Source organism: Agrobacterium sp. K11 (assembly GCF_059429395.1).
In genome coordinates this window covers 335,741-350,246 of record NZ_JCAHRB010000002.1, presented here as the reverse complement: position 1 = coordinate 350,246, position 14,506 = coordinate 335,741, and the positions used below count along the sequence as shown (strand labels likewise).

The following is a 14,506-nucleotide window of genomic DNA, read 5'->3' as shown; positions in this document are numbered from 1 at the left end:
GGCGAAATGGAAGACGGGCCTTCGCAAGAGGCGGAAACGGAACATCAGTCGATGGAAAACAGGCTATTTCGCCCGAACCACGGCGCGCGGCAAACACCGCTGCTGCCAGCCGAAACTGCGGAAACTACGGCTGGCTTTCAACTGGAAAACGAAGAGGAGGAATTAAGAGGCTTTGATATTTCGCATTTGCGAACAAAGTGCTATTGAGGATCAGACCAAGACCAGATTACGACAGACATAATCTCGCATTCTTATTAATCGTTACGTTATTCGCCTTCCCAGCCGTGTTTTTAAGGGCTGCAGACAGACCAGATATTCTAAACCGCCGAGCTTTATTCCAAGGCGGGTTATAAATTTTTATTACGTTGAAATTATTGAGGAAATCATGAAGACGGCAATCGTGCATGACTGGCTCACCGACAGAGGTGGGGCCGAAAAAGTGCTTCACAACCTTCTTGAGATCTATCCTGACGCGGATCTCTATTGCCTTGTCGATTTCATGAGCGATCGAGACCGGGGCTTTCTCGGTGGCAGGCCCGTCAACACCTCCTTCATCCAGAAACTGCCTTTCGCTCGTAAAAAATATCGCTCCTATCTGCCGCTGATGCCGCTGGCCGTCGAACAATTTGATCTCAGCGGCTACGATCTGGTGATTTCCTCAAGCTACGCCGTCGCCAAGGGCGTCATCACCGGACCCGGCCAGTTTCACGTCTCCTATATTCACAGCCCCATCCGTTACGCGTGGGATCTCCAGCACCAGTACCTGAAAGAATCGAAGCTTAGTCGCGGTTTCGCCTCGTGGATCGCCCGTGCCGTTCTTCACTATATTCGCATGTGGGACATCCGCACCGCCAATGGCGTCGATCTCATGACGGTCAATTCCAAATTCATTCGCAGCCGGGTTCGCAAATGCTACGGACGCGACTCTACGGTTATTTATCCGCCCGTGGATACTTCCCATCTCTCCCCTTCCGACCTGAAAGGCGATTATTTCGTCACGGCTTCGCGGCTGGTGCCTTACAAGAAGGTCCACCTCATCGTAGAAGCCTTTGCAAAAATGCCCGACAGACGACTGGTCGTCATCGGCGACGGCCCGGACATGAAACGCATCAAGGAAATCGCCACTCCCAATGTCGAGATCCTCGGTTTCGTCGGCAATGACGAGCTTCACAAATACATGGCGGAAGCCAAGGCATTCGTATTTGCCGCCGAAGACGATTTCGGCATCGTCCCGGTTGAATCGCAAGCGCTGGGAACACCCGTCATCGCCTATGGAAAAGGCGGTGTACTAGAGACCGTTGTTCCTCTCGGCGCCTCCAATCAGCCGACCGGTCTTTATTTCCGCGAGCAAACGCCTGAAGCCATCTGCGCTGCGGTGCAGGAGTTTGTCGATAACTCCGACAGTTTCGACAAGAACGCCTGTGTCGACAACGCCGCCCGCTTTTCAAGTGAACGCTTCCTGCGAGAATTTGCCGATACCGTGAATTTCGCGCTGGCTGAACGAGCCTGACATGCAATTTTCAAGGTCGAATATATCCATATTGGATATACTCTGTTGACGTCGACAGAGACACCCATAGGTAAAGCAAGTGGCGTCACCGGCCTTCTCTTATCCAGCGCAGGCTCGCCGTCGCCTTGTCCGCAATGCAGTCGCCGTGCATAATGATTCCTCGTTGTGAGCGAGGCGGCCCTGACCGGCCTACCTCATGAGTGATTTGGTCTTTGTACAAACAGAGGAATATCACAAATTGGTATCTAGTAAATACCAAATCGTGATATTTATGCGGAATTATGAGCAGGAAACGCGTCGAGCCAAAGACGCCGTTGGGAAAACGGCTGACCGAGGTCCGCGAAGCACTAAAATTCGACGAGCGTGAGCCATTTGCTGAGGCACTAGGCCTGACAGTTGCAATGCTTGGTTACTATGAACGGGGCGACCGTATTCCCGACGCTGGCGTTTTGGCTCTCTATCGTGAGCGGTTCGGCATCAATATAAGTTGGCTCGTGGCCGGTATGGGCGACATGTTTGACACCGCGCCAGCGGCACCTACGCTTGCCTACGACGTTGCCCTGCTGCAAAAAATCAGCGACCGGGTCGAGACGATCTTCGCGGAGTGTCGCCAAAAGTCGCCTACACGGTCTACAATAACGGAGGCCGCGCTTATTTATAACGAACTGGCCAAAACCATATCGGACATTCGCGACGTCCAGATGGTAGAAGCAATTTTACCCGTACTTCTGCTACGCTTCAGGGAGCGTATAACAACACCAGGATCGGGACTCGGCAAATACGAATCTTCAAGTTTTTAATATTAAGCATATTTATACAGCTGCCACAATAGGCAGATTTTTAATCTCATTCAATACTTCCGATACACGATTAGTATTTCATAATAAATTTTGTATCCACATCAACTAAATATTTCACTGAATTATAAATAATTTTAAAATTTACATTAGGTGTTTTCATGAAAGATAAGGCGTTGCGTGATCACAGCTATGATATAGCCAAGGGTCTCGGCATAATTATGGTTGTCTTTGGTCACACGGAAAGAGGTTTGAGTATTTCCGGTATGCCGACGCACTTCAGCCTTATGGGCTTTATTGACTATACGATTTACACCTTCCATATGCCGTTTTTTTTCTTCGTGTCTGGACTTTTTTTCTCCGAAAAAAATGTCGACCCGACAGATTTTCTTACCAAACTCGGAAAGAATATCGCTTACCCTTATCTGTTCTGGTCAATTCTGCATGGCAGTCTGATGGTGGCTATGGGGCGTTTTGGTCTCACTAACACGACCATAGATTTCACCCGTGTCCTCGAAATCCTGTGGAACCCGATCAGCCCCTTCTGGTTTCTCTACGCATTGTTTTTCTGCCAACTTGCATCATATATTTTCGTTCAGGTGCCTCCGATTGTCCGCATGGCATTTGCGCTTGCCCTCTTCACGCTTTTTTATCTGCACAGCCAGTCTGTTCCGTTGGATATCGCATATGGGCTCGTCTATTTCACACTTGGCACTGTTGCCAAGCAATATGGTTTTTGGCAGAGGCGATACACGGTACACTCATTTCTCGCGCTTCTCGTCGCCTTTGCGATTTCCACCTATTTCTCGTGGCAAACCGAAATTCCCGAACGGCTTCCTTTCCCATCCGCAATTCTCGGCATATTCCTGATTATCGCAATTTCGCAGGCGCTTGTTATTCGCGAAAGCGCGATTTCGTCGATGCTCAAGACACTCGGCCAGTTATCCGTCGGCGTGTATGTCATGCACATCATCGCTATAGGCTTTGGCCGAGCTGTCGCGGTGAAGCTTTTCCACGTCACGGATATGGCGAGCTTGCTAGCGATCACGACCGTTATCGGCGTTGCCATACCGGCCATCGTACAGATGGCCGCTATCCGCTTAGGGATCCAAGAGTGGCTGGCGCTACCGGCCTCCGCCCACCGCAAGCGTGAAACCAGCGCCGCAGGCCAGCCGGGGAGACTGAGGATCGGCCGCTGATGCGGGGAAAAGATACTTTAAAACAACCAATTATCGTGTTTTTAAGTCAAACATGAAAGAAACTGGGCAAGCGTGACAAAACTGCACTAGCGCTATGCGGTAATCGCAGTGATTATGCCGTCCGATTGAATATAGAAGAACGATGATACTGACGCCATTCGGGTTCGTGAAGATTGTGAATGTTACGGATTTTCCGGCGCAATCGAGCGACGACTTAACTTGAAGCATCGCCTTAAGTTAGGCAATAAGCCTGATGCCAGCGTAGACATTTCGTGACACGATTCTGCTGAACGGATGTAATGCCCGGTTGAGATTTGATTTACCGGTGTCAAATATGAAGTGCCGATTTTTATAAAACTATACGATGTCCGGTTTGTTTCTTTTTTCGGACGAAATTTATTTTGAGGACCAAATGCGTTTATTGAATGTTTCGATTCTGCTTGCCTCCGCAGCACTTGCGGGGTGCACCGTGACCGCGGCATCAGGCCCCGATGCGGCAACAATCGAATCCAACGCTTCAGTGAAATTCAGTTCCAAGGACAAAAAGAAAACTGCGGGCGTTGACTACGCTCTCATCGATATCAACAGTTCCGTCCTGAACTATGTCGGCGATACCACCACCGCTACCCTGCTCGGCAGTTTCGGCGGCGGCAAGGGTGGTGTTCCGGCGTTGCCGATGGGCGTTGGTGACGTGGTGCAGGTCGCAATCTTCGAAAGCCAGGCGGGCGGACTTTTCATTCCAAACGATGCGGGCAGCCGTCCCGGCAACTTCATCAGCCTGCCGAACCAGACGGTAGACCGGGAAGGCAATATCAGCGTTCCCTATGCCGGCAAGATCCGCGCAACAGGCCGCAATGTCGAGGATGTGCAGAGCGAGATCGAGGAGCGTCTGGCCAACCGGGCCATCGAACCGCAGGTCCTCATCACCAAGATTTCCAGCCGCTCCGCACAGGCATCGGTGCTTGGCGACGTCAAGGAGCCGACGAAGGTCCAGCTTTCAGAAGCGGGTGACCGCGTTCTCGACGTCATCTCCTATGCAAAAGGCCTCAGCGCCCCAAATATCGAATCCTATGTCACGCTGATCCGTCGCGGCAAGACCGCGCGCGTCAACTACAATCACCTTGTCAGCACGCCTTCCGAGAACATCTATGTGGTTCCGGGCGACACGGTCATGGTGGAGCGTGAACGCCGCACCTATCTCGCTTTCGGCGCCTCCGGCCTCAATGGTCGTTTCGAATTTGAGGACGCCGCGCTGAAGCTCTCGGATGCACTGGGCAAGGCGGGCGGATTGCTTGACTCCCGCGCAGACCCTGCGCAGGTCTATGTCTATCGTACCGTCAAACGCGATCTTCTCGTGAAGCTTGGCATCGACATGTCGAAGTTCCCGGGACAGGAAGTTCCGGTCATCTTCCGCGCCAACCTGCGCGATCCTTCAACCTTCTTTGCCACCACGAAATTCCCGATGCAGGATCGCGATATCATCTACGTCACCAACTCGCAGGCAACCGAACTTTACAAGTTCCTGGACCTCGTCGGCTCCGTTCCCGCAACGGCCGGCAACGTCTCCGAGGATGTGCTTGCGACGCGCAACGCCATCCGGGCGTTCTGACCCTCGGCAACTCGCCGCTCCTGTTCAAAGCCGCCCCGGAAACGAGGCGGCTTTTTATTTTGGTCACGATTGGGGTCAAGTTCCGTGCATCGAGCCCGGCGACGGGCACATGCCCAAAACCGCCACAACCCTTGTTTCGCAAGGCAACATGACGGCAGACATCGTCGCTGCCATTACAAAAGTTTAAGGTGATTTTGCAGCGCATTGGGTGTCTTGTGGGAGCTAAAGCTGCTCCCAGGGCTTACCGAACATGTTCGGGAAACATGTATTGCTCTCATTTTGCGGAACCGTCAGATGAAACGTTTCTGGACCGCCCTCAGCGTTCTCGCCATCGCAGCCGCCGGCGCGTGGTATTTTAAAGATCGCCTGCCCCTTGATCGAATTCCCTATCTCAAACAATTCGCCAGCGTTTCGCCACATGCAGAAACGGCAACGGCCGATGGATCTGCCGGCAAGAAGGGCCAGACGTCGCAGAACGGTCAAGCCGGCCAGCAGACAGGCCAGAGGCAAGGTGGCGGGCGGCGCAATGGCGGGCCGCCTACCGTCAGCACCATCGCCGTCAACAAGGCGACGTTGCCAATGGACGCTACGGCGACGGGATGGGCGGTTGCCGCCGACATCACCAATATAGCGCCGCTTCAGGCCGGTCTCGTCACGGAAATCTCCGCGAAGGACGGCCAGCATATCAAGGCGGGTGATCTGATCCTCAAGATGGATGACCGTATCGCCCGCGCAGCCGTCGACAAGGACAAGGCCAATATCGCTGCCGATCAGGCAACGCTGGAACAGACGGAAGCCGCCTTCCAGCGCGCCGCCAATCTGGTCAAGCAGAGCGCAGAGTCCCAGCAGGTGCTGGATCAGGCAAGGGCAGCCAGGGACAGCGCCGCCGCAAAAATCGATGCCGACAAGGCGACGCTTGCTTCCGACCAGGTAACGCTCGAACATATGGAGATCCGTGCGCCCTTCGATGGGCGACTGGGCGATGTTACCGTCAGCCCCGGTGCCTATCTCAGCGCTGGCATCAATATTGTGACGATCACGAAATACGATCCCATCTCTGTCAGTTTTCGCCTGTCGCAGCGCTACCTGCCGCAATTGCGCGAAGGCGTTCAGAAGGACACGGCGGTCGATGTAGACCCGGCGGCAACCGGCGGCGAGCCCATGAGCGGCATGCTGCGTTTTTACGACAACGTCGTAGACCAAACGTCCGGTACCGTACTTGCCAAAGCGGAATTCAAGAACGATCGCGGGCTGTTGTGGCCCGGCCAGTCCGTCAACGTCACGGCTCATTTCGTCTCCGACGCGGAGATGATCGTCGGGCCGACGGTTGCCGTGCGGCCGGGGCCGAAGGGTAATTTCGTCTACACCGTCGATGACAACCACCGTGTTCATATGACGACCGTGGAGGTTGCCCGCTCCAACGGCGATATGACAGCCATTGCCAGCGGCCTCACCGGCGGCGAGCATGTGATCATCGAAGGCCAGTCGGGACTTGCCGACGGTCAACAGGTGGTCGAGCAATTCTCGGACAAGGGCGGCGCGGCCGCCAATCTGGCCGCCAATATTTCGCAGCAGGAACAGGTGGGTAACCCATGATCCCGAATTTCTGCATCAACCGACCCGTCGCAACCACCCTTCTCGCCATCGGCCTCGTGCTCGCCGGGCTTGCCGGTTTCCGCCTGTTGCCCGTCGCTGCGCTGCCGAAAGTCGATTTTCCGACGATCAGCGTTTCGTCGTCGCTGTCGGGCGCCTCGCCGCAAACCATGGCCACCTCAGTCACCACGCCGCTGGTGAAGCAGTTCGAGACCATTCCGGGTGTCAGCGAAATCAGCGCCACCAACACTCTGGGCAACAGCTCCATCGTGCTGCAATTCGATCTCAACCGTGACATCGACGCAGCGGCAGCAGATGTTCAGGCGGCGATCTCGCGCGCACAGCGGCAGTTGCCAAGCAACATGACGACAACGCCGAGTTACCGCAAGACCAACCCGGCCGATGCGCCGGTACTGCTGCTTGCCATCAACAGCAAGGAGATGCCGACCAGCAAGGTGGATGAAATCGCCGAGAATATCATCTCGCCGCTGCTTTCAACCATTTCCGGTGTCGCGCAGGTGAGTATCTACGGCGCGCAGACCTATGCCGTGCGCATTGGCCTCGATCCCTCGCAGCTTCAGGCAAGAGGGCTTGGCGTCGATACCGTCACAACCGCCATCGCGCAGGCGAACAATCAGGTGCCCGTGGGCGCGTTGCAGAACGACAACCAGCGCCTGACGATAGAGGCAGACACCCAGCGCACCGATGCGGCGGCCTTCCGCTCGCTGGTGGTGGCGACAAGCAACGGTGCTTCCATCCATCTCGGCGATATCGCCAATGTCACCGACAGTATCGACAACCCCAATGCCGGCAGTTGGTTCGATGGCGAACAGGCGATCGTTCTTGCCGTGCAGCGCCAGCCGGACGCCAACACCGTTGATGTGGTGGATGCCATCCGGGCCAAGTTACCGGCGCTGCGCCAGCAATTGCCGCCATCGGTCAATATCAACGTCATGAATGACGCCTCGACCGCGATCAAGGACGCGATTGCCGACGTACAGTTCACGCTGCTCCTCACCATCGGGCTGGTGGTCGCGGTTATCTATCTCTTCACCGGGCATCTGACGGCGACCATTATTCCGGGCCTTGCCGTGCCGCTATCACTGATTACCGCCTTCGGGGCCATGTATGTTCTGGGGTACAGTATCGACAATATCTCGCTACTCGGACTGACATTGTCGGTCGGACTTGTGGTGGACGATGCGATCGTCATGCTGGAAAACATCCTGCGACTGCACGAAGAAAAAGGCCTGACAATGCGCGAGGCGGCCCTTCAGGGCGCCGCGGAAGTCAGCGGCACCATTCTGTCCATGTCCATCTCACTGGTTGCAGTGTTCATTCCCATTCTGCTGATGGGCGGAGTGATCGGCAGGCTGTTTAACGAATTCGGCATGGTGGTAACGCTGGCAATCATGGCGTCGGCGCTGGTTTCGCTGACTGTCACGCCCATGCTCGCCTCAAGGCTTTCGGGTCATTCCTCCAGACCGCCGGCCATCATCCGTTGGTTCGACGCCGGCTTCGAGCGCACGCTTCGCCTCTATGGCAAGGCCGTCGGCTGGTGCCTTTCCCATCGCCGCGTGGTTCTGGGCGCATTCCTGGCATCGGTTGCAGCATCGCTTTATCTGTTCGAGACTTTGCCTTCCAGCTTCTTCCCGCAGGAAGATATCGGTCGCCTTTCCGTGTCGACGCAGGCGCGTGAGGACATTTCCTATACCGCGATGCGCGATCTTCAGGCGCAGGTGGCCGATCAGATCCGCAAGAACCCGGCCGTGGTGCATGTGACCTCTACAGTCGGCGGCAATTCCCGCAACCCGCTGAATAACGGCTCGATGTTCGTGGAGCTGAAGCCGAAGGAAGAGCGTGCACCGCTAAGCCAGGTATTGGCGGAACTTGGCCAGGCGACATCGAAGGTGGCGGGCATCCGCACCTATATCAATCCCCAGCAAAGCTTACGTTTGGGCGGGCGCAGCTCCGCCAGCCAATACCAACTCGTCATTCAGGGCCTGAACGCCGACGCGACCAATGAATGGTCGAACAAGCTGATGGAGGCGATGCGCCGCGACCGCACATTCGCCGCCGTCAATTCCGACGCTCAGAACGGCGCAATTGCGGCGACGATTTCGGTCGACCCAGAAAAGGCAGCCGCCTTCGGCATTACCAACGACCAATTGCGCAAGACGCTGGAAATGTCGTTCGGCGGTTATACGGCGGCGCAAATCCAGTCGACCGGTGATAGCTATGATGTGATCGTCGAATTCGACAGCTCGAAACAGTGGAATGACGATTTCCTGAGCGACATCAACATTCTCTCGGCAAAATCGGGTGTTCTGGTTCCGCTTTCCAACTTCGCCACCCTCACCCGCACGCAGGCGCCGGTGACCATCAACCAGACGGGCCAGCTCGTTTCTACGACCGTCTCTTTCAACCTGCCGGATGGCGTGGCGCTTTCGGATGCGACGAGCCGTATTGACCAGATCAAAACCACCATCGGCCTGCCGCAGGACGTGTTCACCAGCTATGGCGGCACGGCGGCAATATTCCAGCAGAGCCAGGGCAATACCGGCATCCTCATTCTTGCGGCGGTGTTGACCATCTATGTGGTGCTGGGTGTGCTTTACGAAAGCTTCATCCACCCGCTGACCATCCTTTCCGGTCTGCCGGCGGCGGCTTTTGGCGCGCTGGTGGCGCTGAAGGTGATGGGCATGGATTTCTCGATCATTGCGCTGATCGGGCTGTTGATGCTGATCGGCATCGTCAAGAAAAACGCGATCATGATGATCGACGTTGCGGTGGAACTGATCCGCGAAAAGGCCGAACCGCCCACCAGCGCCATCCACGAAGCCTGCGTGCGCCGTTTCCGGCCGATCATGATGACGACCTTCTGCGCGCTGCTGGGCGCCCTGCCCATCGCCCTCGGCTCAGGCGCCAGCTCGGAACTGCGCCAGCCACTTGGTGTTGCCGTGGTCGGTGGTCTCATCGTCTCGCAATTGCTGACGCTGTTCATCACCCCGGTCATCTTCGTGGAAATGGACAGGTTGGGTACCTACCTCACCGGGCTGTTTTCGCGCAAGACATCGGCTAAAAAACACGCGGAACCGCAAAAGCCGGAAAGTGCCAGCGAACCCGATTCCGTCGCGGCATAGATCGTAGATACGCATTTCCGGACACAAACCGCGATGCGGTTTCTACCGGAAATGCTCTAATGCAAGCTTCCGAGGCGCTCCAGTGCCTCGGAAAATCCCTGTCCCTGCAACTGGAACGAAACCGTTCGGCCCTGCAGATCGGGGGCCTCTATTGTCAGGGTTTGTCCGGCCTTCAGCGCGGTTACAAGTTCGACGAACGGCGTGAAGGAAACGATGCAGCCCACGGGCAGACACGTGCTGACCTGAACTTCCTGCAACCGCACATTTCCGGATTTTACCGAAAACAGCTTTGTGACGGCAAGGCCGAAAGGCATGACCACGGTGCCGGAAAGCTTACCCGGCGTCCCGACATCATCAAGCCGGAACTCGACGGAGACGACCAGTTTGCGTGTCTTCTCCTCAAGCTGGACCTGAGCGATGGCGCAGAGCGGTTTTTCCGTCTCCGCCACCGGCTTACTGGCGTCATTATCATCTTTTTTCGCAGGCGCGACGCAAGCAAGCTGCCAACTCCCGTGAACCTCACGCAACGGCGCGTCCGCCTTTTTTTCTGCATCTTGCGCGGGAGCACCGCCCGCCACCAAACCGGCGGACAGGAACACCGTGAGAGCCGTTTTCCAAAGCGTGTTTTGACTGCGCTTCATCAGAAACGAACTCCAAGTTGGGCTGAAGCAGATTGATCCAGAAGACCCGCGCCAAAAACCGCGCCGTAACGGAATGTCAAGGTCGCGGATGGGTTGAGATTGTAGCTAAGCCCCAGATTGATCAATGCCACGTCGCGCGCCATGGCAGCACTTGTCACAGAAAACGCACTGCCACCATCGTAGAACAGTGCACTCTCCATCATCGGATCGCCATAGGCATGACGCCACCCGATATCGAGCATCGCGCGTCCAAGCATCCCCTCCAACGCAATGTCACGGCTGATGCGCGCCCCGAGCGTCGAATAAAACTCGTCGTGGCTGACGGCACCCGAAGAGACGGCGGCGATACCGCCCATCTCCCGGAAAGCATCCGTCCGCGTATTCACGTAAGCGATATTGGCGTAAGGCTCGATATGGGTGAGATCGAAATCGAACCGCCAGGCGGCTTCGGCAAAGACCTGCGTGGTGGAAGCGTCGTAACCAGCGGTTAGGTCCTCCTTCAATGTTGAAAAGGAAACCGCCCGGCGCGTTTCGACATCCTGAAAGGCGTGGGTTGCACCAAGACGCAGGGATGCAGGGCCAATTGTTTTGCCCGCATAACCCGCCACATAGTAGCCGTCCACGTCAGCAGATGCCGCAGGAGAACCCTGGCTGATCACATCGCGGCCGTATCCGGCGGCCACCCCGGCACGCCAGCCATCAGCCAAATCTCCGTCAATACCAAAGAGGACGCCGCCGCCCTTCATGTCGGCCGATGCGCCGTTTCCATCACCATCGGTGCGGCCGCGAGAGCCGAAACCACTGGACCAGAACGTGAGTGAACCCTCGTCAATGTCAAACGGGTTTGATCCGCCTTCAGCATAGGCGACCGGCAGGATCGGGCGCGCATCGACACCTTCGAAAGCACTGCGCAGCCGGTTGAGAATGACATCGCGGGTGAGTTGGCTGCGGTTGATCAAAGCCATGGCAAGCGAGGGATGAATTTCCCCGGCAAGCTGCGCGAAGGCGGATTGGGTTTCGCCCTGTTGCAGAAACACGGCCGCCTCGTAGAGCGGCGAGCTTTCCCCAAGCGCCTCTATGGCGTTGGCGGCCCCGCGCGCATTGGCCGTCGATGTTTCAGCGGCCAGAAAGCCGGCATCCGGTGATGCCCGGGCGAAGGAAAGATAGGTGCTGCCGTCGTCAGCACTCCGGGCTACCATTGCGGTCAGATAGGCGAAATTTTCGCCGACACTTGAAAACGTACCGGTAATTCCACCCGTTGCCGTCAGGATCGTGTAGCGGGTGCTGAGGCTATAGGCAGTTTGGTTCGCCAGCGACGTAACGACAAGACTGACATCATTGTCGATGGTGATGGTTCCGGTCACGGCAAGCCTGTCGGAATTGCCGGCGGCGTCGATTTCAACCTCATAGCGAGAGCCACTAGCAAATGTTGCGCTGCCCGTGGAAGCCAGCGTGCCGATCGAATTGCCGGGCGCGAGCGTGCCACCCGAGCCGACGGTCAGGCCGCCGATGGTGCCGGAGCCGCCAAGTGTCGCGCCGGTACCGACCGAAACAGCGCTTGCAAGCGAGCCATTGACGCTGAGCTTTCCAGAGGAAACCGCAGTGGTGCCCGTATAGGTACTATTTCCGGTCAAGACCAGATTGCCATCGCCCGTCTTTTCAAAGGTGCCAGTACCGCTGATGGCATTGGAAAGCGTGCCGGCACCATCGACAACGAGTTGCGCATCATTGGCGATGCCGCCCGAGCCGAAACTTTTTGAGTTGCCTTTCAGCGTGCCGGAGGAAATCGTGGTGCCGCCGGAATAGCTGTTATTGCCGCCAAGCGTTGTGACGCCAGCTTCGGCAACGACTTTGCCCGCACCTGAAATATCGGCTGAGAGTATATAGCCGGTCTCGGAATGGTTGAAGACGATGCTGCCGTTGCCTGCACCGAAAGCAATCGTGCGCGCTTCTAACGCACCGGCTGAGCGGGCGGTTTGGCCCGCGGCAGCTCCGATGTTGAGCACGCCTGTGGAACCCGCCGATGCGGCAATGAGAATAGTGGGCGCAGCCAGCGAGGCTCCGCCGGTTATCTCAACGGAACCGTTTCCGGCATCGCCGACGACCATGAGATTGCCAACCGCAACGCGCGATCCCACACCGCTTACCAGAACGTTTCCATTCGATCCCGCCGCACTGCCCGCATAGAGATCATAGGCATCAAGTGATCCGCCGTTCGTAACGGTCAAGCTTCCGGAACCTTCAAAACCCACATCGACGGAGCCGGAGTTCACAACGCCGTTGTCGATATAAGCGGTGACGTTCGAACCCGATCCTGTGATCGTCATCGTGCCGGAGGAACCGGCAAGATCACCGAGCATCACCTTGGCAGCTTTGATACCGCCGCCGGCGCTGACAGACACATTTCCTGTAGTCCCGCCTCCGTATCCGACAAAAAACGTTCCGGTCATCGCCCAGCTCGATCCGTTGCCCGCCACCGTTACGGTGGAAGTGGAACCGCCATGGGCCGCAACATAGCCGTCGCGGCTTTCCACCGTGCCACCGGCCTCGACGGTCATGGAACCGTTGCCGTCAAGGCCGACATTGAGATCGGCGCGGCTTTGCAATTTGCTGCCGGCACCGGATACCCGGGCGGAACCGGTACCACCGGCATTTGCTCCGATGATAATATTCGCTGCATCGACAAGGCCGCCGCCCGTAACCGCCAGCGAACCCGTGCCACTCACACCCACCTCGAGATCGCCACGGTTGACTGTCCAGACCGAGCCCTGCCCATCCACGGCGGCAGCGCCCGTTGCACCCGCCACAACGCCAAGCCGCGCCGTCGTACTATCAACGGAGCCACCCGCCATAACGTTGAGCTTACCATTGCCGGCGGCACCGCCCGGATCGGCGACATCGCCGCCGACCTGCAGGTCGCCGGTCCTCCAGTTCGAGCCGTCGCCGGTGACAGTCGCCTCACTTGCCGAATGGCGGCCGACAATGGCCTCGCCACTGGTTACGGTCCCTGCGGCCTCTACGAGAAGCGTTGCAGCTCCCGAATTGCCAACGACGAGCGATCCGCCGCTTTGCAGCGCGGAGCCCAGACGGCTTACCGTCACGGAACTTCCGTCCGCAGAAGCCAGATCGGCGATGACCGTGGTCGTCCGGCTGGTGACCGTGCCGCCGCCGGTGATGGTGAGCGTGCCAACGCCCGCACCACCAACAACGAGGTCCGACGACATGGTCCAGCGGCTGCCCGCACCCGACACCAGGGCCGTCCCTGCGGTAGTGGCATCTTTGGCCAGCAGGCCTTTGGCGCTTTGCAGCGCGCTGGCGCCAAGCACATCCAGATAGCCGTTTCCGCCAGTTGCGGAAGATAGCGGATCGCTGTAACCCACAAGAACCGTATCGGCGATCCTCAGTGTAGATGCGTTGTCGAGCTTGACGGAGCCGCTTCCCGTCCCGCTTTTGCCAACATGGATGTTTTCCGACGATGCCGTTGTGCCGTGTGACAGAAGAAGGGTGGCCGTGCCGTCGCCACCAACAATGATGTTACTTTCATTCGCCCAGTTTGCGCCGCTGAATGTGGCGGAGCCGGTCGCTCCGCTGGCCGTTCCGAGAATGACGGATTTCGTCTGCAAGCCGCCCTGAACCACCAGCGTGCCGGCGCCCGCAGCATTGCCTATCGCCAGTTGCTGCACTTCAGCGGTTGTTCCTATGTTGATGATCGGACCGTAAGAATTGATGATCGCCTCATCGCCGGCATTGGGAACACGTTGCGATGGACCCCAGTTCGAGGCGGTAACCCAGTCTTCGCCGTCAGAGCCTGTCCACTGCAAGGTGTCGGCGACGACAACCGGCGCGGTGAAAAGTGAGGATATGAGGACAAGAAGCCCCGTTGCCCCACCAGGGAAAAACCTGCTTGGCGCTGCTGCGCACATTTCTGCTGTCGGACAGGTTTCCCCTTCCGAAACATGGCAGAAACAAGCGGACATTCAGTCTCCCTAACCCGCGCGACGTGCGGTCTTCCTT

At 57.2% G+C, this 14,506-nt stretch carries 9 protein-coding genes; 7 read left to right on the top strand and 2 right to left on the bottom strand.

The genetic code is table 11. The annotated features are described in order from the left end of the window. Positions 1-6 precede the first annotated feature (6 nt). From AC5SEO_RS03240 to AC5SEO_RS03210, 7 genes are all read left to right on the top strand, one after another. On the top strand, positions 7-207 hold the full coding sequence (locus AC5SEO_RS03240) for a hypothetical protein (protein WP_065687739.1): 201 nt from the start codon (positions 7-9) through the stop codon (positions 205-207). Between the two features lie 178 nt (positions 208-385). Further along, complete coding sequence (locus AC5SEO_RS03235; protein WP_003510798.1) at positions 386-1,510, top strand: glycosyltransferase family 4 protein; 1,125 nt, start codon at positions 386-388, stop codon at positions 1,508-1,510. Positions 1,511-1,791: 281 nt separating this feature from the next. Beyond that, positions 1,792-2,310, top strand: a complete 519-nt coding sequence (locus AC5SEO_RS03230; RefSeq protein ID WP_013761537.1) for a helix-turn-helix domain-containing protein — start codon at positions 1,792-1,794, stop codon at positions 2,308-2,310. Between the two features lie 158 nt (positions 2,311-2,468). Further along, complete coding sequence (locus AC5SEO_RS03225) at positions 2,469-3,506, top strand: acyltransferase family protein (protein WP_081308478.1); 1,038 nt, start codon at positions 2,469-2,471, stop codon at positions 3,504-3,506. 412 nt (positions 3,507-3,918) lie between these two features. Further along, complete coding sequence (locus tag AC5SEO_RS03220; RefSeq protein ID WP_013761539.1) at positions 3,919-5,115, top strand: polysaccharide biosynthesis/export family protein; 1,197 nt, start codon at positions 3,919-3,921, stop codon at positions 5,113-5,115. Between the two features lie 294 nt (positions 5,116-5,409). Further along, positions 5,410-6,711, top strand: coding sequence for an efflux RND transporter periplasmic adaptor subunit (locus AC5SEO_RS03215; RefSeq protein WP_174068820.1), 1,302 nt, complete (start codon positions 5,410-5,412; stop codon positions 6,709-6,711). Then, positions 6,708-9,851: an efflux RND transporter permease subunit gene (locus AC5SEO_RS03210; protein ID WP_038494007.1), complete on the top strand. Its 3,144-nt coding sequence runs from the start codon at positions 6,708-6,710 to the stop codon at positions 9,849-9,851. The genes AC5SEO_RS03215 and AC5SEO_RS03210 overlap by 4 nt, the downstream gene beginning before the upstream one ends. A 56-nt stretch (positions 9,852-9,907) precedes the next feature. On the opposite strand, the gene AC5SEO_RS03205 is transcribed toward AC5SEO_RS03210, so the two are convergent. Continuing rightward, complete coding sequence (locus tag AC5SEO_RS03205) at positions 9,908-10,492, bottom strand: invasion associated locus B family protein (protein WP_065687742.1); 585 nt, start codon at positions 10,490-10,492, stop codon at positions 9,908-9,910. After that, positions 10,492-14,469, bottom strand: coding sequence for an autotransporter domain-containing protein (locus AC5SEO_RS03200; RefSeq protein WP_174068821.1), 3,978 nt, complete (start codon positions 14,467-14,469; stop codon positions 10,492-10,494). The genes AC5SEO_RS03205 and AC5SEO_RS03200 overlap by 1 nt, the downstream gene beginning before the upstream one ends. Positions 14,470-14,506: the final 37 nt, after the last annotated feature.

Excerpts from the sequence above, each read along its gene's own strand:
- AC5SEO_RS03240 (WP_065687739.1), top strand. The coding sequence starts at position 7 with ATGGAAGACGGGCCTTCGCAAGAGGCGGAAACGGAACATCAGTCGATG.
- AC5SEO_RS03235 (WP_003510798.1), top strand. The coding sequence starts at position 386 with ATGAAGACGGCAATCGTGCATGACTGGCTCACCGACAGAGGTGGGGCC.
- AC5SEO_RS03230 (WP_013761537.1), top strand. The coding sequence starts at position 1,792 with ATGAGCAGGAAACGCGTCGAGCCAAAGACGCCGTTGGGAAAACGGCTG.
- AC5SEO_RS03225 (WP_081308478.1), top strand. The coding sequence starts at position 2,469 with ATGAAAGATAAGGCGTTGCGTGATCACAGCTATGATATAGCCAAGGGT.
- AC5SEO_RS03220 (WP_013761539.1), top strand. The coding sequence starts at position 3,919 with ATGCGTTTATTGAATGTTTCGATTCTGCTTGCCTCCGCAGCACTTGCG.
- AC5SEO_RS03215 (WP_174068820.1), top strand. The coding sequence starts at position 5,410 with ATGAAACGTTTCTGGACCGCCCTCAGCGTTCTCGCCATCGCAGCCGCC.
- AC5SEO_RS03210 (WP_038494007.1), top strand. The coding sequence starts at position 6,708 with ATGATCCCGAATTTCTGCATCAACCGACCCGTCGCAACCACCCTTCTC.
- AC5SEO_RS03205 (WP_065687742.1), bottom strand. The coding sequence starts at position 10,492 with ATGAAGCGCAGTCAAAACACGCTTTGGAAAACGGCTCTCACGGTGTTC.
- AC5SEO_RS03200 (WP_174068821.1), bottom strand. The coding sequence starts at position 14,469 with ATGTCCGCTTGTTTCTGCCATGTTTCGGAAGGGGAAACCTGTCCGACA.